Below are 26732 nucleotides of genomic sequence, written 5' to 3'. Positions count from 1 at the left end.
TCGCCAAGCGCTGTTCCTGGCGCGGCGTGGCTCAGGCAGCGACCAGGCGCACGCTGGCGCCTTCGCCAACCCCCAGGGCATCGGCCGCCTGGCTGCTCAGGATGACCGGCTTGCCCGGCACCCAGTCCAACTCCAGCAGCACGGCGCGGTAATCCTGCAACTGGCCGTTGCACACCAGGTACGGGCGCCCGCCCTTGACCGGGGTGTCGTCCACTTTCACCGGCACCACGCGGCTCTGGGCAATCGAGCGAATACCCGAGGCACGGGCATGCAGGGTTGGCCCGCCATCGAAGATGTCGATGTAGTGCTCGGTCTCGAAGCCTTCGCGCATCAGGATGTCGAACGTGATCTGCGCCCGCGGGTGCACCTGGCCCATGGCCTCCTGGGCCTCGTCGGGCAGCAGTGGCACGTAGATCGGGTAATGCGGCATCAGCTCGGCAAGGAAGGTGCGGCTCTTGAGCCCGCACAGGCGTTCGGCATCGGCGTAGTTGAGGTCGAAGAAGTTGCGGCCGATGGCATCCCAGAACGGCGACTCGCCCTGCTCGTCGCTGAAGCCGACGATTTCGGTCACCACCGAATCGGCAAAGCGCTCGGGGTGCGCCGCCATGAACAGCAGGCGCCCACGCGAGTTGAGCTCGGCCCAGCCGCTGTTGACCAGCTCCGGCAGCACATAGAAGCTGGTGAGCAGGCTGTTGCCGGTGAGGTCATGGCACAGCGACAGCACGTGGATTTTGTTGTGGATCTTCAGCTCGCGCGAGGCGTGCACGAAGGTTTCATTGCGAAAGCTGTAGAACGGCTCGGAATAGCCGGCCGAGGCGACAATGGCCGAGCAGCCAACGAGCTTGCCGGTGTCGCTGTCCTCCAGCACGAAGAAGTAGCTCTCTTCGCCATTGAAGCTGACTTCGGCGGCGAAGGAGGTTTCCGAGGCGGCAATCTTGTCGCCCAGGCGGGCGGCATCGTCCGGCAGCGAGGTGACACCAACGGGGCTGTCGGCAGCCATGCGCTGCACTTCGTTCAGGTCAGCCATTTGCGCGGGGCGCATCACCAGCATGGTGTCACTCCTTTGGAAAAACGGGCCATTCGTGACGGCACGGAAAAACGGCGGGCACGCTGGCGCCCGCACTGGAATTCGGGGTTCACCGGCAGCGCGCCTTGTCCAGGCGCGGCCGGTGAAGGGACCGCAGGCGAATCAGGCCTGGGTCAGTTGCGCCACGGCGCGTTCGAAGCGGTTCAGGCCTTCGTCGATGTCGGCGTCTTCCACCACCAGGCTTGGGGCGAAGCGGACCACATCGGGGCCAGCCTGCAGCACCATCACACCTTCTTTTTCAGCAGCATTGAGCACGTCCTTGGCCTTGCCATGCCAGGCGTCGCTCAGCACACAGCCGATCAGCAGGCCGACGCCACGCACCTGGGTGAACAGGCCATATTGCTGGCCGATCTTTTCCAGGCGGGTTTTGAAGCGCTCGTGCTTGGCCTTGATACCGGCCAGGGTTTCTGGCGTGTTGACCACATCCAGCACTGCGCAGGCAACGGCGCAGCCCAGTGGGTTGCCACCGTAGGTGGTGCCGTGGGTGCCAACTGCCAGGTGCTTGGCCAGCTCGCTGGTGGTCAACATGGCGCCGATCGGGAAGCCGCCGCCCAGGCTCTTGGCGCTGGTGAGGATATCGGGGGTTACGCCGAAGTGCTGGTAGGCGTACAGCGAGCCGGTACGGCCAACGCCGGTTTGCACTTCATCGAAGATCAGCAGGGCGTTGTGCTCGTCACACAGCTTGCGCGCGCCTTCCAGGTAGGCCTTGTCGGCCGGCACCACACCGCTCTCGCCCTGGATCGGCTCGATCACCACGGCGCAGGTCTTGTCGGAAATCTGCGCCTTCAGCGCTTCCAAGTCGTTGTACGGCACATGGCTGATGCCGGTGATCTTCGGGCCGAAGCCGTCGGAATACTTCGGCTGGCCACCGACGCTGACGGTGAACAGGGTACGGCCGTGGAAGCTGTTCACGGTGGCGATGATTTCATGCTTCTCGGGGCCGAAGCGGTCGTGGGCAACGCGGCGGGCCAGCTTGAAGGCGGCCTCGTTGGACTCGGCGCCGGAGTTGCAGAAGAACGCGCGGTCGGCAAAGGTGGCGTCAACCAGCTTGTGGGCCAGGCGCAGGGCCGGCTCGTTGGTGAAGACGTTGGACACGTGCCAGAGGGTGTTGGCCTGTTCGGTCAGGGCCTTGACCAGCGCCGGGTGGCAATGGCCCAGGGCGTTCACCGCGATGCCGCCGGCAAAGTCGATGAGTTCGCGACCGGACTGGTCCCAAACGCGGGAGCCCTCGCCTCGCACAGGAATGAAGGCCGCCGGAGAATAGTTGGGAACCATGACCTGGTCGAAATCGGCACGTTGCACCGGGGCTTGCTCAACGGACATCTGAGTCTCCTGAAGAGGAACGCTGGCCTGGAATTGGCGAGCGATGGGGGGATTGTAAGGACTGATCCACGCCTGTCCTTGCGGCCAAGCGACAACTTGTTACAGCGCAAAACCCAGTTTTACCAAGGCTTTCGGCAATGCGACAAACACTGTCGCAATCGCGCAGTGTACGGGAGAGAGGGGGCTGGGTGAACGGGTGTGCACAAGGATTGAGGGGGATTGGTCAGACGCGGGGGTATGTCGAGATTTTTGTGGCGCCTGGGAGATCGAGCGCCGCTCCCGCGGCGCTTCGCGGGGCAAGCCCGCTCCTACAATGCGCCGCGCGGGCGGCGCTCGGTATCCGCGCCACCATCAATCCCAAGGCATACACCCCGGCCCCAACAGAATCTCAGCCCTTCTCAGCCGGCGCCGAGCTCAACTCGAACGGGCTGCTGCTGCGCCGCTGGTTGCGGTCTTCCCGCGGCGTGGCGCCGAAGAAGTTGCGGTAGGCACTGGAAAAATGCGGCCCCGAGGAGAACCCGCACGACAAGCCGATCTGGATGATCGACTTGCTGGTCTGCATCAGCATCTGCCGCGCCTTGTTCAGCCGCAGCTCCAGGTAATACTGGCTCGGCACGCGGTTCAGGTACTGCTTGAAGATACGCTCCAGTTGCCGGCGCGATACGCACACATGCTGGGCGATCTCGTCGGTGGTCAGCGGCTCCTCGATGTTGGCTTCCATCAACAGCACCGCCTGGGTCAGCTTCGGATGGCTGGAGCCCAGCCGGTTCTGCAACGGAATGCGCTGACGCTCGCCCCCTTCGCGAATCCGCTCGACCACCAGCTCCTCGGACACCGCACCGGCCAGTTCCGCCCCATGGTCACGGGCCAGCACCGCCAGCAACAGGTCGGTGACGGCCATACCGCCACACGCGGTGAGGCGATCACGGTCCCAGTCGAACAGGTGGCTGGTGGCAATCACCTTGGGGAAGCGCTCGGCGAAGTCGTCCTGCCAACGCCAGTGCACCGCCGCACGGTAGCCATCGAGCAGGCCGAGCATCGCCAAGGGATACACGCCGGCGGACAGGCCACCGATCATGCAACCGCTGCGCGCCAGCTGCTTGAGCGCCGCCGCCAGCGACGAACCCACCGCCTGGGGCAGGTCGTCGGCCAGCAGAAACAGCTTGTGGCACCCTTCCAGGCGCCCGCTCCACGGCTCGCCCGGCAAACGCCAGGCGCCCTCCTCGGCCGGCTCTGCCTGCAGGAAAGCCAGCTCGTAGACCACCTCGGGGTGCACGTGCTGGGCCACCTGCAACACTTCCTCCGCCAGCGCCAGGGTCAAAGGCTTGGTGCTTGGCCAGATGAGAAAACCGATTCGCTGGGTGGTCATAGGGTGCGGTCCGAAACCTTGGGATCGTTCGAGTCTGTGGCGCCAGGGCATGCGGCGCTCGCTGCGCAGCATGCCCTACTTTGGTGCAAAGGTGCAGCCTTTTACTTCAGGCTGCCGGAAAGGAACTGCTTGAGCCGTTCCGATTGCGGGTTGGCCAGCACCTCACGCGGGCAGCCGGTTTCCTCCACCAGGCCCTTGTGCAGGAACACCAGCTGGTTCGACACTTCACGGGCAAAGCCCATTTCGTGGGTTACCACGACCATGGTCCGGCCTTCCTGGGCCAAGGCCTGCATGACCTTGAGCACATCACCCACCAGCTCCGGGTCCAATGCCGACGTCGGTTCGTCGAACAGCATAACCTCTGGCTCCATGGCCAGGGCCCGGGCAATTGCCACACGTTGTTGCTCGCCGCCCGACATATGGCCAGGGAAGGCGTCCTTGCGGTGCGCCACGCCCACCTTGTTCAGGTAATGCTCGGCCTTTTCCAGGGCTTCCTTCTTGTTGACGCCCAGCACATGCACCGGTGCCTCGATGATGTTTTCCAGCGCCGTCATGTGCGACCACAGGTTGAAGTGCTGGAACACCATCGACAGCCGCGAACGCATGCGTTGCAGTTGGCGCGGGTCGGCCGCCTTGAGCGCGCCGTCCTTGCCAGGCAGCAACTTGAGTTCTTCGTTGTTGAGCAGAATCTTTCCTGCGTGCGGCTGCTCCAGCAGGTTGATGCAGCGCAGGAAGGTCGACTTGCCCGAACCGCTGGAGCCGATGATGCTGATCACATCGCCCGCCTTGGCCGCCAGGGACACGCCCTTGAGCACTTCATGGCTGCCATAGCGCTTGTGCAGGTCTTGGACTTCGAGTTTGTACATGCTGTCGGTTCTCACAGAGCGTTCAGTGCTTGCGCGGCGCCAGGTAGCCGAGCCAGCGGCGTTCGGCCATCTTGAACAGGCGCACGAGGATGAAGGTCAGGCACAGGTAGAACACGCCCGCCGTGATATAGGCCTCGAAAGGCAGGTAGTACTGGGCGTTGACCGTGCGTGCGGCACCGGTGATGTCGATCAAGGTGACGATCGACGCCAGGCTGGTGGTCTGCAGCATCATGATCACTTCGTTGCTGTACTGCGGCAGTGCCCGGCGCAAGGCCGATGGCAACAGGATGCGGCGGTACATCTTCATGCGCGACATGCCCATGGCCTTGGCCGCCTCGATCTCGCCATGGGGCGTGGCCTTGAGGCTGCCGGCGATGATTTCCGCGGTGTAGGCACTGGTGTTGATGGCAAAGGCCAGGCAGGCGCAGAAGGTTGCGCTGGACAGCCACGGCCAGAAGATACTTTCGCGCACCACCTCGAACTGGGCCAGGCCGTAGTAGATCAGGAACAGCTGCACCAGCATCGGCGTGCCGCGGATGACGTAGGTGTAGAGCCACGCCGACACGTTCACCAGCGGCCGCTTGGACACGCGCATCAGGCCCAGCGGAATGGCCGCCAGCAGGCCGAACAGCAGCGACAGCGCCAGCAGCTTGAGGGTGGTCAGCAGGCCGCCAAGGTACAGCGGCATGGCCTCCCAGACGACGTTGTAGTCGAAGATCATAGTTCAGCCACCTTGACGCCCACCGAGTAGCGGCGTTCCAGATACTTCAGCGCCAGCAGCGAGATACTGGTCAGCACCAGGTACAGCGCGGCCACTGCCAGGAAGAAGGTGAAGGGTTCGCGGGTGGCGTCGGCGGCCTGCTTGGCCTTGAACATCATGTCCTGCAGGCCGACCACCGAAATCAGTGCCGTGGCCTTGGTCAACACCAGCCAGTTGTTGGTGAAGCCCGGGATGGCCAGGCGAATCATCTGCGGCACCTGGATGCGGAAGAACACCTGGCGCGCGCTCATGCCATAGGCCACGCCGGCTTCGGCCTGGCCCTTGGGAATACCGAGGAACGCACCGCGGAAGGTTTCCGACAGGTACGCGCCGAAAATGAAGCCCAGCGTGCCGATACCGGCCACCAGCGGGTTCAGGTCGATGTAGTCGTCATAGCCGAGCAGCGGTGCCACCCGGTTGATGAGGTCCTGGCCGCCGTAGAAGATCAGCAGGATCAGGACCAGGTCGGGGATGCCACGAATCACCGTGGAATACAGATCCCCCAGCCAGGCCAGCCAGCGCACCGGCGACAAGCGCAGCGCCACGCCGATCAGGCCGAGGACAATGGCCAGGGCCATCGACGACAGGGCGAGCTGCAGCGTCAGCCACGCCCCGTCGAGGATGACTGCCCCATAGCCTTTCAACATGATTGGGATTCCTCAGGGCTTGGGAATGAAAAATGGTGCAAACCTCAGAGCTTCTGCTGTTTGCACCATTGCACAGGTGAAACTCGACGTCTTAGTTCGAGTCTGGACCGTAGATGTCGAAGTTGAAGTACTTCTTCTCGATTTCTTTGTACTTGCCGTTGGCGCGGATGGCGTCGATGGCCTTGTTGATGCGCTCGCGGTTGGCGTCGTCGCCCTTGCGCACGGCAATGCCAACGCCGTCACCGAAGTACTTCACGTCGGTGAACGATGGGCCAACGAAGGCGAAGCCCTTGCCGGCGTCGGTTTTCAGGAAACCGTCTTCGAGCAGGGTGGCGTCGGCCACGGTGCCGTCCAGGCGGCCGGCGGCGACATCCAGGTAGATTTCGTTCTGGGTGCCGTAGGGAACGACGGTGGCGCCTTTGGGTGCCAGCACTTCCTTGGCGAAACGGTCGTGGATCGAACCGCGCTGCACACCGATCTTCTTGCCCTTGAGTTCGTCGAGGCTTGCGCTGACGGCGGTACCTTCCTTCATCACCAGGCGCGCCGGGGTCAGGTAGTAGCGCTTGGTGAAGTCGACCGACTTCTTGCGGTCGTCGGTGATCGACATGGACGACAGGATGGCGTCGATCTTGCGCACTTTCAGTGCCGGGATCAGGCCGTCGAACTCCTGCTCCACCCAGGTACACTTGGCCTTCATCTCTTCACACAGGGCATTGCCGATGTCGTAGTCGAAACCGGCGATGCTGCCGTCCGGCTGCTTGAAGGCGAAGGGTGGGTAAGCGGCTTCGATGCCGATTTTCAACGGCTTTTCATCGGCCTGGGATACCAGGGAAAACACGGAAAGCGCCAGGGCGCCAAGCAGTGCGAGCTTCTTCATCAGGTAACTCCATCGGTACGGGGCAATACGAGGCAGGGGTAACAGCTGCCCGATATGCGAATGGGTACAACGCGAGCCGCGCAGGTTCGACCAAGGTCGCAGACCACGAGCGAGTGAGTGGCATTTTAACGACAGCCCGGTAGTCGATATTTCTTCAAAGCGACAACTACTTACAGAAGCGCTTGAAATCGCGGCGGGCGATGTTGACAGCTTTTGCAAAACATGCAAGAGCTCAAGGGAAATAACCTATAGACCTAGCAATTAGCGGGCCTATTATTGGCAAAGCCTTGTAATCCGGCAAGTGTAGCGTGCCGCCTTACAAGAAAAGGTGAAAAATCGCACTACAATGGCGCAGAACTGTTTCCTTGCGCCCCGACCTTGTGCGTAATCGGTGACAGAACAGTTACCGATGAATGTCGGGTAACAGCCAAGCGCCGCGCGTGACGCATCGCGAGCGTCGCTCGCTTCTACCAGCCCTGCACAATCCCGGTAGGAGCGAGCAACGCTCGCGATGCGCCGCACGCGGCGCTCATTTGCGCAGCGATCAGGCCGAAGCCAGGTGCATCGCCTTGTGGGTGTCGATCAGGTGCTGCACCACCCCTGGGTCGGCCAGGGTCGAGATATCACCCAATGCATCGTACTCGGCCGTGGCGATCTTGCGCAGGATCCGCCGCATGATCTTGCCCGAGCGGGTTTTCGGCAGCCCCGGCGCCCACTGGATCACATCCGGCGAAGCAATCGGGCCGATCTCCTTGCGCACCCAGTTCTTCAACTCAAGGCGCAGTTGCTCGCTCGGCTCGGTGCCGGCATTGAGGGTGACGTACACATAGATACCCTGCCCCTTGATGTCGTGCGGCACACCCACCACGGCCGCCTCGGCCACCTTCGCGTGGGCGACCATGGCGCTCTCGATCTCGGCGGTCCCCATGCGGTGGCCCGACACGTTCAGCACGTCATCCACACGGCCAGTGATCCAGTAGTAGCCGTCTTCGTCGCGGCGCGCACCGTCGCCGGTGAAGTACATGCCACGGAAGGTCTTGAAGTAGGTGTCGACGAAACGGTCGTGGTCGCCGTACAGCGAACGCGACTGGCCTGGCCAGGAGTCGAGGATCACCAGGTTGCCCTCGGCGGCCCCTTCGATCAGGTTACCCAGGTTGTCCACCAGCGCAGGCACCACGCCGAAGAACGGGCGGGTCGCCGAGCCTGGCTTGAGCCCGGTTGCGCCCGGCAGCGGGCTGATCAGGATGCCGCCGGTTTCGGTCTGCCACCAGGTGTCGACGATCGGGCAGCGTTCCTTGCCCACGGTCTTGTAGTACCAGTTCCACGCCTCCGGGTTGATCGGCTCGCCCACCGAACCCAGCAGGCGCAGGCTGGAGCCGTCGGCGCCTGCAACAGCAGCTTGGCCTTCGGCCATCATCGCGCGGATGGCAGTGGGCGCGGTATAGAGGATATTGACCTTGTGCTTGTCGACGATTTTCGACACGCGGGTGATGTCCGGGTAGTTCGGCACGCCTTCGAACAGCACGGTGGTGGCGCCATTGGCCAGCGGGCCGTAGACGATGTAGCTGTGGCCGGTGACCCAACCAACGTCGGCGGTGCACCAGTACACCTCGCCCGGGCGGTAGTCGAAGACGCGCTCATGGGTCAGCGCGGCGTACACCAGGTAGCCGCCGGTGGTGTGCAGCACGCCCTTGGGCTTGCCGGTGGAGCCGGAGGTATAAAGGATGAACAGCGCCTCTTCGGCGCCCATTTCCTTCGGCGCGCAGTGGCTGGAAGCAACCTTCATCAGGTCTTCGTACCAGATGTCGCGGTGCTGGTGCCAGGCGATGTCGCCACCGGTGCGCTTGCACACGATGATCTTCTGCACGCTGTTGGTTTCCGGGTTGGTCAGCGCCAGGTCGACGTTGGCCTTCAGCGGGGTACGGCGCCCGCCTCGCACGCCCTCGTCGGCGGTGATCACCACCTTGGACTTGCAGTCGATGATGCGCCCGGCCAGGGCTTCGGGCGAGAAGCCGCCGAACACCACCGAATGGATCGCGCCGATGCGCGCACAGGCCAGCATGGCCACCACGGCTTCGGGAATCATCGGCATGTAGATGGTGACCACGTCGCCACGGTGCACGTCCTGGCCACGCAGGGCGTTGGCGAACTTGCAAACCTGCTCGTGCAGCTCGCGGTAGGTGATATTGCGGTGTTCGGAAGGGTCATCGCCTTCCCAGATGATGGCCAACTGGTCGCCACGTTCTTCCAGGTGACGGTCCAGGCAGTTGGAGGACACGTTCAGGGTGCCGTCCGCGAACCACTTGATGTCGACGTGGTGGTCGTCGAAGGACGTCTGCTTGACCTTGGTGAATGGCTTGATCCAGTCGATGCGCTGGGCCTGCTCGCGCCAGAAGCCGTCCGGGTTGATCACCGATTGCTGGTACATGGCCTTGTAGGTGGCCTCGTCGGTCAGGGTAGTGGCCGCAACCTCGGGACGAACGGGATACAGTGGAGCCGCACTCATCTGTGTTACCTCGGTGTAATAGTTGTTTTTGTATGGAACCGTTTGTAACTGTACCAGAGCGGCAAAAGCCATTCGACGATGGTAGTAGCGCGCGGGGCAAATCTTCACGCAACACACGGCAAAGGCTCTAGCCCGCAGCCGGCGGCCTGGCGAAGGAAAAAGGCAGGGGATTTTGCCGGGGGATTGTTACAGATTCTGGCAAAAGGCGAAAAAACTTTATCAAAACGCAGTCTGTTTCCTTTAGTTGCCCAGGCATAAGATTCACCTCGCCAGCAACGGCAAGGCGATTAACCACTGGAAACAGCCCCCACGAAGGCAAACGTTAATCCCCCTCTTATTTGGCTAGTTGAACTGAAGCTGTACCCGCGGCGCCACAAGCGCCGCGTGCCCCCTCACGACCTTAGACAGGTAAATAGAAAATGAAAGCTTTACTGGTATTGGTACTTGGCGGTCTTTGCAGCGCGGCCATGGCCGCCGAGGCAAACGATGTCGAGCAGATTCCGGTTGAACAGTACAGTTACTCGCAGCACCTGGACATCGCCCGCGTCATTTCCATGAGCGAAGTGCCCAATGTCTGCGAAGTGGTGCCAGCGCGCATGACCTATGAAGACTCCAAGGGTCAGAAGCACATTCTCGAATACCGCGTGATGGGGAACGGCTGCTCCAACGGTTGAGCCCAGTGAACGGGGCCCCCGTGGCCCCATTCGCAATGGCAAGCCCGCCCCTACGCAATGGCGTCGCGCTGCACCTGTAGGAGCGGGCTTGCCCCGCGAAGAAGTTCACACCCAACTAACAATTTAAAAACAACCTTACTTAATCCGCCGACTTGCCCAGGGAATAATCCCGCAACTTGTTGGCAATGGTAGTATGCGAAACCCCTAATCTTTTCCCCAAGGCCCGGCTACTTGGAAACTCGCCCATCAGGCTTTCCAACACCGCCTTTTCAAAACGCCCAACAATCTGCGCCAGGTCACCGTCCAGGGAAAACTCGCCCAACGGTTGCCGCACGCCATAATCCGGCAGGCGTATATGTTCGCTTTTCACCACCCCGCCTTCGCATAAAGAAACGGCCTGGAACAATACGTTTTCCAGTTGCCGTACATTGCCCGGCCAATGGTAGTGGCCAAGTTTGTCCATCGCCGCCGGCGCCAGGCGCGGCAGGGCGCAGCCGATTTGCCGGCTGGCCTGGTCAAGAAAGTGCTGCACCAGGCCTTCAAGGCCGTCCATGCACTCACGCAGCGGCGGTATGTGCAACGACAGCACGTTGAGCCGGTGGTACAGGTCCTGGCGAAACTCGCCATGGGCGCAGAGCTCGGACAGGTCCACCTGGGTGGCGCAGATCACCCGCACATCCAGGTACACCTCTTCATCGCTGCCTACACGGCGAAAGCACCCGTCCTGCAGGAAGCGCAGCAATTTCACCTGCAGGCGCGGGCTCATCTCCCCCACCCCATCGAGGAACAGCGTGCCACCGGCAGTCAGCTCCAGCAGCCCCAGCTTGCCCTCGGCACGCGCGCCCTCGAAGGCACCGGGGCCATAGCCGAACAGTTCGGTTTCCGCCATCGACTCCGGCAGGCCGGCGCAATTGAGTGCCATCAGCGGCGCCTGGCCACGGGGGCTGGCCAGGTGGCAGGCGCGGGCCAACAGCTCCTTGCCAGTGCCGGTTTCGCCCTCGATCAGCAAGGGCGCATCCAGCGGCGCCATCCGCCGTGCCTCGCGCACCACCGCAGCCATCACCCGCGAGCTTTGGAAGATGCTGTCGAAGCCGCGCAGCTCCTGCTTGCGCACGTTGTAGATACGCTCACCGATACGGTCGGCTCGGTGCAAGGTCAGTACGGCGCCGGCCAGGGCTTCGCTGTCGTCATGCTCGGATTGCAAGGGCGCGATGTCGGCCAGGAACACATCGCCCTTGACCTTGATGCGCAGGCCGTTGATGCGTGACTTGTTGGCCCGCACCAGCTCCGGCAGGTCGAAGTCTTCCACGTAGCGCGCCAGCGGCATGCCCGGCACTTCATCCACCCGCACCCCGAGCAGCTGCGCAGCGGTGCGGTTGGCGGCAACGATGCTGCCGCCCATGTCGATCGACAGCACCGGAAAGTCCAGTGCGCCGAGCAAGGCGTTCAGTTCCATGTGCCGGCGTTCGCTGGGCATCAGCCCTACCCGCTTGACGCCAAACACCCCGGCAATCGCCTCGAACTTGGGCCGCAGCGCCTGGAACTGCAGGTTGATCAGGTTCGGGCAGTGCAGGTAGATGGCGTTGCCATGGTCGCCGCCGACTTCGCCGCGCAGCACGTTGATGCCGTACTCCACCAGCAAGTTGAGGATGTCGCGAAGAATGCCGATGCGGTTCTGGCAGTGCACTTTGATGCGCATGGAAGCTCTCGAAGCGGCGAAGTTTTTCAACTATCCGCAGAAAAGTCGTAAAGATAAGCTGACAAAAACACAGGTTTTGCCCGCCTGACGAGGCGAATTTTCCGATACCCGGCCGCTTTTGTAAAATTATCGTTACAAAAATACCGAAATCAAGCACCCGGCTACCCTGTCACCCCCGTGCAAATGCTCCCGTGAAGGGCTATTTCTGATGCATGTCGTGGACATAACAAGAAAGCCCTCACCAGGAGAGCCACATGAAACAGACGCAGTACGTGGCACGCGAGCCCGATGCGCATGGTTTTATCGACTACCCGCAGCAAGAGCATGCGGTGTGGAACACGCTGATTACCCGCCAGCTGAAGGTCATCGAAGGCCGTGCGTGCCAGGAATACCTCGACGGCATCGACCAGCTCAAGCTGCCCCATGACCGCATCCCGCAGCTGGGCGAGGTGAACAAGGTGCTGGGCGCAACCACCGGCTGGCAAGTCGCCCGGGTGCCGGCGCTGATCCCCTTCCAAACCTTCTTCGAACTGCTCGCCAGCAAGCGCTTCCCGGTGGCGACGTTCATCCGCACCCCAGAAGAACTGGACTACCTGCAGGAACCGGACATCTTCCACGAGATCTTCGGCCACTGCCCACTGCTGACCAACCCGTTCTTCGCCGAATTCACCCACACCTATGGCAAGCTCGGCCTAGCCGCGACCAAGGAACAACGGGTGTATCTGGCGCGTCTGTACTGGATGACCATCGAGTTCGGCCTGATGGAAACCGCCCAGGGACGCAAGATCTACGGCGGCGGCATCCTCTCCTCGCCGAAGGAAACCGTCTACAGCCTGTCGGCCGCGCCTGAGCACCAGGCCTTCGACCCGGTCGAGGCCATGCGCACGCCGTACCGCATCGACATCCTGCAGCCGGTGTACTTCGTGCTGCCGAACATGAAGCGCCTGTTCGACCTGGCCCACGAAGACATCATGGCCATGGTCCACCAGGCCATGCAGCTGGGGCTGCACGCACCGAAATTTCCACCCAAGGCCGCTGCCTGAGCACCTTGCCGATAACAACTCGAACGGGAAAACCCACCATGAATGCCTTGAACCAAGCCCACTGCGAAGCCTGCCGCGCCGACGCGCCGAAAGTCACCGACGATGAACTGGCCGAGCTGATCCGCGAAATCCCGGACTGGAACATCGAAGTCCGCGACGGCCATATGGAGCTTGAGCGCGTGTTCCTGTTCAAGAACTTCAAGCATGCCCTGGCATTCACCAACGCCATCGGTGAAATCGCCGAGGCCGAAGGCCATCACCCTGGCTTGCTGACCGAATGGGGCAAGGTCACCGTGACCTGGTGGAGCCACTCGATCAAGGGCCTGCACCGCAACGATTTCATCATGTGCGCACGTACCGACAAGGTGGCCGAGGGCGCTGAAGGGCGCAAGTAACTGCATTGCCTGAGCGCACGCATCGCGAGCTGTGCTCGCTCCTACCGGGGGTGTGCGACCCTTTCGTAGGAGCGAGCAAAGCTCGCGATGCACCGCGCATGCGGTGCCTCTATGCGTCCGGTATCCGCCCGCAAAACCGACAGGCGACCGGGAAAAAATACAAACTGTCATCCAGACTTGTGTATCCTGCCCGAGCTTTTCGAAGCCCCGAACGCGCCTGGCGCAGACTTTTCACTCACACTTGCGAGGAACGACGAGATGCATGAAATCCCGAATCTTCCCTTCCCAAGCCTGAACCCAGAAGAGCCAACCGTTGCTGCCCACTCCGAACCGACGCCTGGCGTCGAGGATGGCGACGATCAATCCAGCGCTGACCAGGAATAACTGCGCAATCCCTGCGACTGTGTGAAAACGGCTGACCTGCGGGCCACCGCCGTCATCGCGTTTTCACACCGTCCCGATCAGCGCCTGCGCAACAACCTGCTACCACCTGCGCGGCTCAGCCCTCGACAGACTCATGCCTCCACACATCGAGAGGTTGAGCCATGTCACCCAGCACAGACCCCACCCCACTGTTGGCCCGAATAAAGGCCCTGGACATCGAAAGCGTGCGCCTGCATAGCGCAGTGTCCGGCCCGCTAACCCTGCAAACCTCGCTCAGCCGGCATTTTGACCAAGCGCTGGGGTTGGACGCCCTGTTCCCCACCGACCTGCGCGATCACACCCTGCGCCAGCAACTGACTGACGCCTTTGCCAGCGAAGCGGCGCGCGAGCATTTCAACCGTATTCTGCAGCGCCCCGTCGATAGCCTGGCGCCCCCAGAACTGGTGGCACGCCTGCACGCCAAGCTGGCCAGTACCGTCATCGCCGCTGCCGACAGCACATTGATCGCAGGGCTGGCCGAAGGCCCCACCCTCACCCAGCCCTATGCCAGCTGCAGCCTTGCCCAGTCACTCTGGGCCCGCCAGGCCTGCGCAAGCCGCCGCGACTGCTTCCTGGCCGCTGCCATATTGCTGTACCCGCGCCTGCCCCTGGTCGAGCTACCGCCCCGGGCACCGGCCTCCCCCCTGGCACTGGACGACTACCTGACACTGCCAACGCTGGTCGCCCACCTGTTGCCTGCCGCCCACGACGAACACCAGGCCGTGCGGCTGTTCAACACCCTGGGCGCAGATGCCTACGCACAAGGCACGCGCTATCGCCGGCCGACCACGCGGGAGCGGCAGGCAGGCGCGACGCCCAACCAGCACGGCAAGGTGTTGCTGCCGGGCGCGGCATTGAACGCGCCAGCGACCCAGGCGCTCGATGCCCTGCTGCAGGGGGCTGCGTTCAGCCAATGGGCCAAGCAATTGGCCGACGCCGCAGAATGGGCGGCCGGGTCGGACGTGCGCGCCCTGGCCGAACAGGCGTTGATCGATGTGCTCTACCCGCCCGAAGCGCGCCAGCCAGGGTTCATCAAGGACTTCGACCTGTTCAGCCCCGAGCATGCCGGCTTGGCGATCGAGGACATCCGCCTCGACCTGCTCAACAGCCTCCAGGCCAGCCTCGATTGCACCCCCGCGTTGGCGGCACTGGCCGGCGAGCTGCTGATGCGCCGTTTCGCCCCCGAGCTGCTACTGGCTGATTGCCCAGCCGACTTCACCCTCGAACCCGATCTGCGCTGGATGGCAATCCACCAAGGTGCGCTGATTGTGCAGGCGCGCCAGCAGCCAATGACCTTCGACAACGCAGAGCAAGTGCTGTACTCACTACCCGCAACCGATGACCCGGTTCCCGAGCAGGCTCTGCGCCAGGCCCTTGGCGTATGGGCGCCGCTGCGTGGCGGGTTCGAGCAGCCCCCGCCCTGGTCGGACCAGCAATGGCAACTGGCCCTGCACCGCTACCTGGCAATCAGGGATGTGGTGAGCCTGGACGACCTGCCCGACCGCTTCGAAGAAGCCCGCCGCCAACTGCTCCAGGTCCGCATCGACCCCGACTCGCGCGATGTGGACAACCACCTGCACCTGCTCAGGTACCTCGACCACGGCGCCGGCTACGCTCACATCGACCGGCTGCCAGACCCAAGCGCCTGGTACGAGTCGGCATTCAGCACCTGGGAAGCACGCGCCATCACCGTCTACCAAACCACCCTGCAGCGCTGCCTGAGCCACTTGCCGCAGGACCTGCACGAGCAACTGCGCGATACCGCCTGGGCAGCCTACGCGGTAACCTGGCCCGTCTACATCGGCGCGCACGGGCGACCAGACTATGGCTCCAGCCCCGAAGCCGACTGGCGGCAGCAGACGGCCACCCAAGGCTTGGTAATCCATGCCGGCGACACGCTCTACGAGCTGTTCCCGGAACGCATGGCATGGCGAACCCACACCGTTGCCGATACCTCGCCACAGGGCCTGGCCGAGCGACTGACACTGCACTACAGCGACTACAACCAAACAGCACTGCCCTGGCTGGCCGCAGACTTTCCCCGCCTGCACCCCATTGGCGAAGCCCCCACGCAAGACCGCCTCGGCGCCCTTGCCCGGTTTTACGCCAGCGCCATCGCCCTGGGCAACCGCGAGCTGCTGCATGCCCTGGGCAAAGGTGCCACCCCGCATGAGCAATTCCTCGCTGAACGCCAGTCGGTCAGCCTCTGGCGCTACCTGCAGCGCGTGTTCGCCAACCTGGTTCCCGGCCTTGACTGCATAGCGCCAGACAGTGAAATCGATGCCGCAGCGTGCATCATGGATATCGCCACCTTGAAAGGGTCGGTCATTTCGCTGGGCGGGCGCAAGTTCAAGGCATTGGCCAGGCTGCCCGGCGTCCTCGGCCAAAGCGCCGCCAGCTCGCGCCTGAGTGCCATTCGCGCCGCCCGGCGCTGGAGCAACGTACCGGTACCGACGAGTTTCAACGCGCCGCCCACAAGCCCCAGGCGCTGGCACAGCGCGCCTGAATTGGCCCAGGTAACGCCACAGGCCGGGGAACTGACGGTGCAGCGCAAGGCACTGCCGGGCCAGACGCCCGATGCCCTGCTGCTCGAACGGATACCCGGCGATGAAGCATCAGCGGCCTGGAACCTGCCTGGGTCGTCCACGCTGATTCCCCGTGACGACCATACGCTGGACATGATCGTGCAGGGCGCGGCCTATCGCCTCCCGTCTGCGAACAGCACCGGGCTGGCACGCCGCCTGGCCCATGAACCGCTGCTGGGCCAGTCCGCCACCGTGGTGCCGGTGCCCTACCCCGACCAACAAGCACGCATCGCCTTGAGCTTTTCACCGCCACCCCATGATGCTGGCACGCCGCGCTTCGGGCAAAAGGTCAGCCAGGCCTTCCAGACCATTCGAATCGAACCGGCACCGATACGCTACAGGCCACAGAACACGCGCTTCGATACCTGGGCGCAGGTGATGGTGCGCGAAGGCAAGGTACTGGTTCACGCGCCTGGCACCCCCAAAGGCGTGAAGCCCTTGCCAGTCGAGCAGGCCCAGTTGCGCCTGGGTATCCTCTCCCCGCCTGTTTACCACCGGCACATCGTGGTCGACCCATCGCCTGAACTGCGTTTCGGCCTACCGCTAGACATGCCAGCCGAGTACGTCAGGACAGTCACCGAGCACTGCCCGCCAGTGCGCCTGGGCGGGCTGGCACGCACCATCCCGGATCGCCGCACCCTGCGCGGTGCGCTAATCGATTGGCAAGATGAGCAGTGGCTGGTGGTCGAGGCCGACCTGGGGGTGTTCTATGGCGCGCCTTACCAGCCCTGGGCGTGGCAAGTGCGCTTGCTGGACGCCCCAGCACAGCCGCACAGGCTGCCACAACCACCCCGGGCGCTTCGCCGCAGGCTGCAGAGGATTACCGACGAGCACGCCATCGAGAAATACCTGGAGATCAGCGAAACCTACCGCATCGTGGCCGAGCACCCTGACTTGCAGCGCGATATCGACAACTTGGCCCAGTTGCTGCGCGACTGGATCGCCCAGCGGCGGGCATTCGCCCCCTACCTACCCTCGGAGTACCAAGCGTTTTTCGACTCCGTGCAAGAGGAACTGATCCCGGATTACGCAGCCAACATCCTGACCCAGAACTCGGCCCAGGACGCCCTGGCCGGGCTTGCCAGGCGGGGCGTGATCGGCTTGAACAAGGAGATCATCCCGCACTGGTTGCAATTCAACGACGCCAGCCCCCCGGCGCGCCAGCGGGTACTGGAAATTCTCGACCACTTGCTACCGGCCCAAGGCAGCCGCTCGGCCTACACCCCCATGGCCGGGCTGGAGCGACTCGATGACGGCGCCCTTCAGGCCCTGCGCCAGCATCTTTACCCCGCCAACCTGGCCTTCGCCAGCGTCACCCTGAAGGACCAGAGCCGCGTGGTGTTCTTCGCCTTGTCCGGCACGCCTGGCAGGCGCGCATTGGAAGTCGTGCCCGAGGCCAACGCCTCTGGCGCCGTGCGCTATATCGATGCACGCCAGCAGAACGTGGGGCGGCCATCAGACCCTCGGTTCAGCGAGCTGACCACCCTGCGCCGTGCGGACTTCCTGTCGATACGCCACCACCAGCGCCACCTCGATGCCGAACGGCATATTGCGGCCGCGCTGAACCGCAGCCTGCTTGAGCGCCGCGACGAGGTGCAGCGCATCGAGGTATTCACCCTGCTCGATGCCTGCCGCTCGTGTGGGGGCTTCGTCCTGCCGCGCTTGCGGCTGGATTACCCACACGCCAGCTTCAGTGTGACCTGGATGCTTGAGTACCCGGTTTGACCCCTGGCTGAAAAGGTTCACCCGCAAACGGCCATGCTGTGGTTAAGATGGCGGCTCTTACCGCCAGCCTTACCGCAGCAATGGACCCCGCAATGCCAGCACGCACGCCCACCAACCTTGCCATCACCGGGCAAGTCGTCTCCATCGTCCTGTTCACCTTCATCGGCTACCTGAACATCGGCATTCCCCTGGCCGTACTGCCCGGCTACGTGCACAACGACCTGGGCTTCAGCGCCGTGATCGCGGGGCTGGTGATCAGCGTGCAGTACCTGGCCACCCTGCTCAGCCGCCCCACTGCCAGCCGCATCATCGACAACCTCGGCAGCAAGAAGGCCGTGATGTATGGCCTGCTCGGCTGCGGCCTGAGCGGCGTGTTCATGCTGGCCTGCGCCTTCCTCACCCACCTGCCCTGGGTCAGCCTGGCCTGCTTGCTGGTCGGCCGGCTGGTGCTGGGCAGTGCCGAGAGCCTGGTCGGCTCCGGCTCGATCGGCTGGGGCATCGGCCGAGTCGGTGCCGAGCACACGGCCAAGGTCATTTCCTGGAACGGCATCGCCAGCTATGGCGCACTGGCCATTGGCGCCCCGCTGGGGGTGCTGATGGTCAAGGGCCTGGGGCTGTGGAGCATGGGCGTGAGCATCCTGGCGCTGTGTGGCCTGGGGTTGCTGCTGGCCTGGCCGAAACGGGCGGCGCCCATCGTCAGCGGCAAGCGCCTGCCGTTCATGCAGGTACTGGGCAAGGTGTTCCCGCACGGGTCGGGGCTGGCCCTGGGCTCCATCGGCTTCGGCACCATCGCCACCTTCATCACCCTGTACTACGCCAGCCGCGGCTGGGCGAACGCAGCGCTGACCCTGAGCCTGTTCGGCGCCAGCTTCATTTGTGCACGCCTGTTGTTCGGCAACCTGATCAACCGCATTGGCGGGTTCCGCGTGGCGATTGCCTGCCTGTCGGTGGAAACCGTGGGGCTGCTGATGCTGTGGCTGGCGCCCAATGCCGAACTGGCCCTGGCGGGCGCGGCGCTGAGCGGGTTCGGGTTCTCGTTGGTGTTCCCGGCGCTGGGGGTGGAGGCGGTGAACCAGGTATCGGCGGCCAACCGCGGGGCGGCGGTGGGGGCGTACTCGCTGTTCATCGACTTGTCGCTGGGGATCACCGGGCCGCTGGTGGGGGCGGTGGCATCGGGGTTTGGGTTTGCCTCGATGTTTCTGTTCGCGGCAGCGGCGGCGTGTTGTGGGTTGGGGTTGAGCCTGTACCTGTATCGGCAGGCTAAGCACCGGCGCAGGCCAACCGAATGATGCGCGGGCTGCACCGGCCTCATCGCGAGCGTTGCTCGCTCCTACGGGGGACTGCGTAACCCTGGTAGGAGCGAAGCTCGCGATAGGGCTTCAGCGCCTGGCGTACTGCAACACCACTTCCAACGGATGGCGCATCTGCCGTTCGGTCATGCGCTTGACCTGGCTGCGGCAGGAATAACCGGTCGCCAACGCCTCACCTTCCTTGTCCAGCTTGGTGGCCCACGACTGCTCGAAGATGGTCCGCGAAGTCGCCTGGTTGCGCGCCTCATGCCCGTAGGTTCCGGACATGCCGCAGCACCCGGTCGCCTCGGTCACCAGCTTCAGGCCCAGGCGAGCGAACACCTGCTCCCACTGCTTGGTGCTGGCCGGCACGTTGGTCTTCTCGGTGCAGTGGGCCATCAGGCGGAAGCTGCCCGATGCAGCAGCAGCCTGCTCGGGCAGCACATTCATCAGCCACTCCTGGGGCAACTGCACCTGTGGGCAGCCTTCCAGGCCCGGTACCTTCTGGTACTCCTGGCGGTACACCAGGGTCATTGCCGGGTCCAGGCCCACCAGCGGCACGCCGCAGTCGGCCAGGGCCTTGAGCTGGGTAGCGTTGCGAATCGCCGCCTTGGCGAAGGCGCCGAGGAAGCCCTGCACGTGCAGCGGCTTGCCGTTGGCGCTGTAGGGGGCGAGGAACACCCGATGGCCCAGGCGATGGGCCAGCTCGATGAACGCCGCCAACAGCGGCGTCTCGAAGTAGCGGGTAAACGCATCCTGCACCAGCACGATACTGCGCTCGCGCTGGGCCGGGGTCAGCTCGCGCAGGGCCGGCACGCTGGCCACGCCGACGCGGCAGCGGGTCAGGGTGGACTGGAAGTTGAAGCGGCTGATCAGCGGGCTGTCGACCATGCCGACCTTGTCGGCCAGCAACCGGCTGACCCACTTCGAGCCCATCACCGCGTTGTACAGCCCCGGCGCATGGGCCAGGTACGGGATGGTGAACTCCAGCGAGCCAATCAGGTAATCGCGCAGCGGGCGCTGGTAACGGCCGTGGTACAGCTCCAGGAAGCGCGAGCGGAAGTCCGGCACGTTGACCTTGATCGGGCACTGCCCGGCGCACGACTTGCACGCCAGGCAGCCGGCCATGGCGTCGTACACTTCATGGGAGAAATCTTCCTGGCCCTGGCTGCGCGCCCGGTTGTTGCGCAGCCGCGCCGGCAGGCCCTTGAGCCACGACACCTTGTTGCGCGCCGCCGCCAGCACGTCGATATTGGCTTCACCCTGCAGGCGCAGCCATTCGCGCATCAGCGAGGCACGGCCCTTGGGCGAATGCTGGCGCTCGCGGGTGGCCTTCCACGACGGGCACATGGCGTCGTTGGGGTCGTAGTTGTAGCAGGCGCCGTTGCCGTTGCAGTGCACGGCGCTGGGGAAGTCCTGCCACACGCGCTCATCGATGGTGCGGTCGAGGTCGCCGCGCAGGGTCACCCCATCGACCTTGGTCAGGCCTTCGGCGCTGTCTGGCGGGGTGCAGATCTTGCCGGGGTTGAGCTGGTTGTGGGGGTCGAAGGCGCCCTTGAGGCGCTGCAATGCCGGGTACAGCTCACCGAAGTACTCCGGCACGTACTCCGAACGCAGGCCCTTGCCGTGCTCACCCCACAGCAGGCCGCCGTAGCTTTTGGTCAGCGCCGCCACGGCGTCGGAAATCGGCTTGACCAACGCGGCCTGGGCCGGGTCTTTCATGTCCAGCGCCGGGCGCACGTGCAGCACACCGGCATCGACGTGGCCGAACATGCCGTAGGCCAGGCCATAACCGTCGAGCAGCGCGCGGAAGTCGGCGATGTAGTCGGCCAACTGTTCAGGCGGCACGGCGGTGTCTTCGACGAACGGCTGCGGGCGCACTTCACCCTCGACGTTGCCCAGCAGGCCCACCGAGCGCTTGCGCATGGTGTAGACGCGGGTCACCGCCTCGGCGCCCTCGGCCAGGGTGTGGCCCAGGCGCTCGACGCTGGTGTCGCGTTGCAGGTGATCGATGAACCCCTGCACCCGCGCATTGACCTCGGCTGGCTCGTCACCACAGAACTCCACCAGGTTGATGCCCAGGGTCGGGCGCTCGGGGTCGGCCGGGAAGTATTCGGCCACGCTGTGCCAGACGATGTCTTTCATCGCCAGCATCAGCACCTTGGAGTCCACCGTCTCGATCGACAGTGGCTTGAGCGCCATCAGTGCGTTGGCATCGCGCAGGGCATCCATGAAGCTGGTGTAGCGCACGTTGACCAGCACCGCGTACTTCGGAATCGGCAGCACATTGAGCTTGGCCTCGACCACGTAGCCCAGCGAGCCTTCGGCGCCGCACAGCACGCTGTTGAGGTTGAAGCGGCCCTGCTCGTCGCGCAGGTGCGCCAGGTCGTAGCCGGTCAGGCAGCGGTTGAGCTTGGGAAAGGTGCTTTCGATCAGCTCGGCCTGGGTTTCCTGAATCTCCCGGGCCATGCGGTACACCTCACCCACCCGGCCAGGGGCGGCGCAGGCCTGCTCCAGCGCGGCATCGTCCACCGGCAGGCTGTGCAGGCGCTCGCCACCGAGCAGCACGCTGTGCAGCTCCAGCACGTGGTCGCGGGTTTTGCCGTAGGTGCAGCTGCCCTGGCCACTGGCGTCGGTGTTGATCATCCCGCCAACGGTGGCGCGGTTGGAGGTGGACAGCTCGGGGGCGAAGAACAGGCCATGGGGCTTGAGCGCGGCGTTGAGCTGGTCCTTGACGGTACCGGCCTGCACACGCACCCAGCGCTCCTCGACGTTGATTTCGAGGATCTTGTTCATGTGCCGCGACAGGTCGACGACGATACCGTCGGTCAGCGACTGGCCATTGGTGCCGGTGCCGCCGCCGCGGGGGGTCAGCTTGACCGCCTTGAAGCGGGGCTCGCCCATCAGCGTGGCGACCCGCGCCACATCGTCGGCGTCCAGCGGGAACACTGCGGCCTGGGGCAGGCGCTGGTAGATCGAGTTGTCGGTGGCCAGCACCGTGCGGGTGCCGTAGTCGGCGCTGATCTGGCCGCGGAAGCCGCTGTTGCGCAGGGCTTCGAGGAATTCGGGGTAGTTGGCGCTCGGCGCAAGGGTCGACAGCTGGGCGATCATCGAAGGATGGCCTCTTGATATGGGCTAATTCACGGAAATCCTGTCGCCCTGGCATGGGTAGCTTGCACGGGGGTGACGTGTAGGCCAATGTTCCTGTAGTTTCGCCCCAGGCGCAAACGGATAATCCTGCCGCTATCAATGACTTTTATGAATGAATTACCGCCACCTGACACCGTCCATGTCACTGCTGCTGGCTTTCGAGGCCGCCGCCCGGCATGAAAGCTACACCCGCGCCGCCGCCGAGCTGTCGTTGACCCAGAGCGCGGTCAGCCGCCAGGTGCAGGCGCTGGAGCAGCAACTGGGCCTGACCCTGTTCCGCCGCGAAGGCCGCCAGGTGCAGCTGACCGACGTCGGCCGGCTGTATCAGCGCGAGCTGAGCGAGGCCCTGGGGCGCATCCGCAGCGCCACGCTGCAGGCCCTGGCCTACCAGTCCGGGGTCGGCACCCTGCGCCTGGCCACCCTGCCCACCTTTGGCTCGAAGTGGCTGCTGCCACGCCTGCATGCGTTCTATGGCGCGCACCCGGGAATGCTGGTGCATATCCACTCGCGCATCGAAGCGATCAACTTCGACACCAGCGAGATCGATGCCGCCATCGGTGTGGCCAGCCATGACTTGCCAGGGCTGATCTGCCACCGGCTGCACGCCGAGGAACTGCTGGTGATCTTGCCGCCGCAAGCCAGTGCCGATGCCCAGGGCTGGGCGCCGACGCGCATCAGCGAAGAGGTGCTGCTGAACGTGGCCAACAACCCGCATGCCTGGGGCGAGTGGTTTTCCCACCACGGCCTGCCGCACCGGGCCATGCGCCTGGGGCCGAGCTTCGAGTTGACCTCGCACCTGATCCAGGCGGTACGGGCCGGTATCGGCATCGGGCTGGTGCCGAGGATTCTGGTGGAAGAGGAGCTGGCCAAGGGCGAGCTGTTCAGCCCGGGGGCGGCGTTTGCCAGCCAGCGCAGTTATTACTTGATCTATCCGCCGCGCAACGAGGCGCTGCCATCGCTGCGAGCGTTTCGTAGTTGGTTGCTGGAGCAGATTTGACACCTGTGCCGGCCCTTTCGCGGGGCAAGCCCGCTCCTACAGGTTGCGCATCGCGTTTTTTTGTAGGAGCGGGCTTGCCCCGCGAAAGGGCCGGCACAGGCAACAAAAAACCCGATGCCAGTCCCCTGGCATCGGGTTTCTTCAATCAGCGACGACTTATTTGGCGACAGAACCAGCCGCGCCGTTGGCCTGGGCGCCGCGCTTGCCCTTGAGCCAGTAGGCCACCCACATCGCCACCAGCCACACTGGCATCGCGTACACCGACACCTGGATACCCGGAATCATCAGCATGATGCCCAGGATCAGCACCACGAAGGCCAGTACCAGATAGTTGCCATAGGGGTACAGCAGCGCCTTGAACAACGGCTTCTGCCCGGTGCGGTCGAGGTGCTGGCGGAATTTCAGGTGCGAGTAGCTGATCATCGCCCAGTTGATCACCAGGGTAGCGACCACCAACGACATCAACAGCTCCAGCGCATTGGCCGGCATCAGGTAGTTGAGAAGCACCGCGATCAGGGTCACGGCAGCCGATACCAGAATCGAGCGCACCGGTACGCCGCGGCGGTCGACCTTGGCCAACGCGGCCGGGGCATCACCCTGTTCGGCCATGCCCAGCAGCATGCGGGCGTTGCAGTAAGTGCCGCTGTTGTACACCGACAGCGCGGCGGTCAGCACCACGAAGTTCAGCAGGTTGGCGGCCACATCGCTGCCCAGCAGCGAGAACACCTGAACGAACGGGCTACTGCCGTAGCTGCCGCCGGAGGCATCGATGCTGGCCACCAGGCTGTCCCACGGGGTCAGCGACAACAGCACCACCAGGGCGCCCACATAGAAGATCAGGATGCGGTAGATGACCTGGTTGATCGCCTTGGGGATCACGGTTTTCGGCTTGTCGGCCTCGGCAGCGGTGAAACCGAGCATTTCCAGGCCGCCGAAGGAGAACATGATGAATGCCAGGGCCATCACCAGCCCGCTGACGCCGTGGGGGAAGAAGCCGCCGTGGCTCCACAGGTTGCTGATCGAGGCATCCGGGCCGCCGTGGCCGCTGGTCAGCAGGTAGGCGCCCAGGCCGATCATGCCGACCACTGCCGCGACCTTGATGATGGCGAACCAGAACTCGGCCTCACCGAAGAACTTCACGTTCATCAGGTTGATGGCATTGATCAGCAGGAAGAACGCTGCCGCCGTGACCCAGGTAGGGATCTCCGGCCACCAGTAATGCACGTACTTGCCCACCGCCGACAGCTCCGACATGCCCACCAGGATATACAGCACCCAGCAGTTCCAGCCCGACAGGAAGCCTGCGAAGCCGCCCCAGTACTTGTGCGCGAAGTGGCTGAAGGAGCCGGCCACCGGCTCTTCGACGATCATCTCGCCGAGCTGGCGCATGATCAGGAAGGCGATGAAGCCGCAGATGGCGTAGCCGAGGATCATCGACGGGCCGGCGGATTTCATCACGCCTGCCGAGCCGAGGAACAGGCCGGTACCAATCGCGCCACCGAGGGCGATCAACTGGATATGACGGTTCTTCAAGCCGCGCTTGAGCTCGCCTGAAGGCATGTTTTGTCCACTCATGAACGAAGTCACCTGCATTGTTTTTATCTGTGACGGAATCGGACCCACCGCGCTCGTGGCGCAGCGGAATGGGCAAGGTGGTTACCTTGGGTTTCTTACCAACGGGTGGCGCCGGGGCGGATCAACCGGGAACAGGCAAGAGTGCGCGGTACGCAAGGGGGTCACAGGTAAAACGCGGCGCACTGTATACCCCTGCAAACGCGCAGGCGTCAACGCGTTGCATCGTTTCCTCGGGAAAAAACGCAGCGGTCCTGTGGTAGGTGCCTTTGAAGGCGAGCTGATCGGCGTACATGGCGCCTCCATTTGTTGTTCTATAGGCCCGGCTCTGCGGTCGGGCTTTTGCACGTGGCAATGGCGGCTATAACACCGTGGTACGGGGGTTTGGGCAAGATGGGGTGGGTGCGGCGGCGGGCGCTGGCGGGCGGCGGGGCGGCAAGTTTTGTTTACGCGAATCGGAAAAATCGGGATTGGCGGGGGAAATCGGGGGCTTGTGTATAAATTTCTTTACAGAGTGGTTCGAGAACTTGCCAGTCGTCCGAAAAATTCTTTTTGTTCAATAGGTTGGGGCCGCTTTGCGGCCCATTCGCGGCACCAGGCCGCTCCTACAGGGGGGGCGGGCATAAAAAAACCAGACCGAAGTCTGGTTTTTTCTGGCTTACGCCGGGCGATCAGCCACGCGGCTTGCCGCGGCCACGGCCTGCCGGCTTGTCACCGTCTGGCTTGGCGGGGCGCTTGCGCATCTCGCTTGGGCGTTCGGCCACGGCGCTGCCACGGCTACCCTTGCGCGGTGCCTCTTCGCGCGGCTGACGCGCAGGGCGCTCGGCGGCACCGGCTTCATGGGCCGGGCGCAGGCTGCGCACGCGCTCGTTGCGCCCCATCGGCCGGGTCGACTTGCGCTGCAGGCGCTCCATCTTGTCCTTGGCCTTGAGGTTCATGGCCGGCAACGCCACCGGCTGCAAGCCCACCTCAGCGGCCAGGATGTCGATTTCGTTCTGGCTCATTTCGCGCCAGCGGCCCATCGGCAGGTCGGAGTTGAGGAACACCGGGCCGAAGCGCACACGCTTCAGGCGGCTGACCACCATGCCCTGGGACTCCCACAGGCGGCGTACTTCGCGGTTACGGCCTTCCATCACCACACAGTGGTACCAGTGGTTGAAGCCTTCGCCACCGGGCGCCTTCTGGATGTCGGTGAACTTGGCCGGGCCGTCTTCAAGCATCACGCCCTGCTTGAGGCGCTCGATCATCTCGTCATCGACCTCACCGCGTACGCGCACGGCGTATTCACGGTCCATTTCGTAGGACGGGTGCATCAGGCGGTTGGCCAGTTCACCGTCGGTGGTGAACAGCAGCAGGCCAGTGGTGTTGATGTCCAGGCGGCCGATGTTGATCCAGCGGCCTTCCTTCGGGCGTGGCAGGCGGTCGAACACGGTCGGGCGGCCTTCCGGGTCGTCGCGGGTGCAGATTTCGCCGTCGGGCTTGTTGTACATGATTACCCGGCGGGTGGCCTCGGCGGCCTCTTCGCGCTTGATCAGCTTGCCGTCGACGGTGATGGCGTCGTGCAGGTCGACGCGCAGGCCCAGGGTGGCCTCTACGCCGTTGACCTTGATGCGGCCCTGGCTGATCCAGGCCTCGACGTCACGGCGCGAGCCGACGCCGATACGGGCCAGCACTTTTTGCAGTTTTTCGCCGGCTGGCGGGGTGATTTCGGTTGCTTGCAGGTCTTGCTCATTCATCTGGGCACC

18 protein-coding genes are annotated in these 26732 nt (G+C 63.9%); 6 read left to right on the top strand and 12 right to left on the bottom strand.

The features are described 5' to 3' along the window. Positions 1 to 31: 31 nt before the first annotated feature. From aruF to acs, 8 genes are all read right to left on the bottom strand, one after another. Positions 32 to 1051: an arginine/ornithine succinyltransferase subunit alpha gene (gene aruF / locus F3J44_RS23230; protein WP_167059883.1), complete on the bottom strand. Its 1020-nt coding sequence runs from the start codon at positions 1049 to 1051 to the stop codon at positions 32 to 34. A gap of 138 nt (positions 1052 to 1189) precedes the next feature. Beyond that, positions 1190 to 2410: an aspartate aminotransferase family protein gene (locus tag F3J44_RS23225; RefSeq protein WP_167276408.1), complete on the bottom strand. Its 1221-nt coding sequence runs from the start codon at positions 2408 to 2410 to the stop codon at positions 1190 to 1192. A 388-nt stretch (positions 2411 to 2798) separates the two neighbouring features. Next, positions 2799 to 3779: a transcriptional regulator ArgR gene (argR, locus tag F3J44_RS23220; RefSeq protein ID WP_167276405.1), complete on the bottom strand. Its 981-nt coding sequence runs from the start codon at positions 3777 to 3779 to the stop codon at positions 2799 to 2801. Positions 3780 to 3880: 101 nt separating this feature from the next. Further along, positions 3881 to 4645, bottom strand: a complete 765-nt coding sequence (locus F3J44_RS23215; RefSeq protein WP_167059874.1) for an ABC transporter ATP-binding protein — start codon at positions 4643 to 4645, stop codon at positions 3881 to 3883. A 22-nt stretch (positions 4646 to 4667) separates the two neighbouring features. Then, positions 4668 to 5366: an ABC transporter permease gene (locus F3J44_RS23210; protein WP_167276403.1), complete on the bottom strand. Its 699-nt coding sequence runs from the start codon at positions 5364 to 5366 to the stop codon at positions 4668 to 4670. Beyond that, the gene (locus F3J44_RS23205; protein ID WP_167059867.1) at positions 5363 to 6052 is read right to left on the bottom strand and encodes an ABC transporter permease; all 690 of its coding nucleotides are present in this window, start codon (positions 6050 to 6052) and stop codon (positions 5363 to 5365) included. Before F3J44_RS23205 ends, F3J44_RS23210 begins: the two co-directional genes overlap by 4 nt. 91 nt (positions 6053 to 6143) lie before the next feature. After that, on the bottom strand, positions 6144 to 6929 hold the full coding sequence (locus F3J44_RS23200) for an ABC transporter substrate-binding protein (RefSeq protein ID WP_167059864.1): 786 nt from the start codon (positions 6927 to 6929) through the stop codon (positions 6144 to 6146). Positions 6930 to 7473: 544 nt separating this feature from the next. Beyond that, positions 7474 to 9435, bottom strand: a complete 1962-nt coding sequence (acs, locus tag F3J44_RS23195; protein ID WP_167059861.1) for an acetate--CoA ligase — start codon at positions 9433 to 9435, stop codon at positions 7474 to 7476. 419 nt (positions 9436 to 9854) lie between these two features. Between acs and F3J44_RS23190 the strand changes: the two genes are divergently transcribed. Then, positions 9855 to 10109 (top strand): DUF2790 domain-containing protein, encoded by a 255-nt coding sequence (locus F3J44_RS23190; RefSeq protein WP_167059858.1) that lies wholly within the window; start codon positions 9855 to 9857, stop codon positions 10107 to 10109. A 139-nt stretch (positions 10110 to 10248) separates the two neighbouring features. Here F3J44_RS23190 and F3J44_RS23185 read toward each other — a convergent pair whose 3' ends face one another. Beyond that, positions 10249 to 11808, bottom strand: coding sequence for a sigma-54-dependent transcriptional regulator (locus F3J44_RS23185; protein ID WP_167276400.1), 1560 nt, complete (start codon positions 11806 to 11808; stop codon positions 10249 to 10251). A gap of 254 nt (positions 11809 to 12062) precedes the next feature. Here F3J44_RS23185 and phhA point away from each other — a divergent pair, with 254 nt between their 5' ends. The 4 genes from phhA (at position 12063) to F3J44_RS23165 (ending at position 19268) form a co-directional block, all read left to right on the top strand. Further along, positions 12063 to 12851, top strand: a complete 789-nt coding sequence (gene phhA / locus F3J44_RS23180; RefSeq protein ID WP_167059852.1) for a phenylalanine 4-monooxygenase — start codon at positions 12063 to 12065, stop codon at positions 12849 to 12851. Between the two features lie 38 nt (positions 12852 to 12889). Further along, positions 12890 to 13246 carry a 4a-hydroxytetrahydrobiopterin dehydratase gene (locus F3J44_RS23175; RefSeq protein WP_167059849.1) on the top strand — a complete coding sequence of 119 codons (357 nt, stop codon included), beginning with the start codon at positions 12890 to 12892 and terminating at the stop codon, positions 13244 to 13246. A 545-nt stretch (positions 13247 to 13791) separates the two neighbouring features. Further along, positions 13792 to 17979 (top strand): deaminase domain-containing protein, encoded by a 4188-nt coding sequence (locus F3J44_RS23170; protein ID WP_167276398.1) that lies wholly within the window; start codon positions 13792 to 13794, stop codon positions 17977 to 17979. Between the two features lie 92 nt (positions 17980 to 18071). Beyond that, positions 18072 to 19268 (top strand): MFS transporter, encoded by a 1197-nt coding sequence (locus F3J44_RS23165; RefSeq protein WP_167276395.1) that lies wholly within the window; start codon positions 18072 to 18074, stop codon positions 19266 to 19268. 90 nt (positions 19269 to 19358) lie between these two features. Here the strand turns inward: F3J44_RS23165 and F3J44_RS23160 are convergent, their stop codons facing one another. Continuing rightward, the gene (locus F3J44_RS23160) at positions 19359 to 22379 is read right to left on the bottom strand and encodes an FAD-binding and (Fe-S)-binding domain-containing protein (protein ID WP_167059840.1); all 3021 of its coding nucleotides are present in this window, start codon (positions 22377 to 22379) and stop codon (positions 19359 to 19361) included. A gap of 151 nt (positions 22380 to 22530) precedes the next feature. Here F3J44_RS23160 and F3J44_RS23155 point away from each other — a divergent pair, with 151 nt between their 5' ends. Next, the gene (locus tag F3J44_RS23155; RefSeq protein ID WP_167276392.1) at positions 22531 to 23415 is read left to right on the top strand and encodes a LysR substrate-binding domain-containing protein; all 885 of its coding nucleotides are present in this window, start codon (positions 22531 to 22533) and stop codon (positions 23413 to 23415) included. Positions 23416 to 23571: 156 nt separating this feature from the next. On the opposite strand, the gene F3J44_RS23150 is transcribed toward F3J44_RS23155, so the two are convergent. Further along, complete coding sequence (locus F3J44_RS23150) at positions 23572 to 24990, bottom strand: amino acid permease (RefSeq protein WP_240158490.1); 1419 nt, start codon at positions 24988 to 24990, stop codon at positions 23572 to 23574. 668 nt (positions 24991 to 25658) lie between these two features. Continuing rightward, positions 25659 to 26723 carry a 23S rRNA pseudouridine(2605) synthase RluB gene (gene rluB, locus F3J44_RS23145; protein ID WP_167276390.1) on the bottom strand — a complete coding sequence of 355 codons (1065 nt, stop codon included), beginning with the start codon at positions 26721 to 26723 and terminating at the stop codon, positions 25659 to 25661. Positions 26724 to 26732 lie beyond the last annotated feature (9 nt).

It is taken from the genome of Pantoea sp. Tr-811 (assembly GCF_011752535.1).
Classification (GTDB): domain Bacteria; phylum Pseudomonadota; class Gammaproteobacteria; order Pseudomonadales; family Pseudomonadaceae; genus Aquipseudomonas.
The sequence above is the reverse complement of the archived record's forward strand: the minus strand, read 5'-3'. Positions and strand labels throughout refer to the sequence as shown.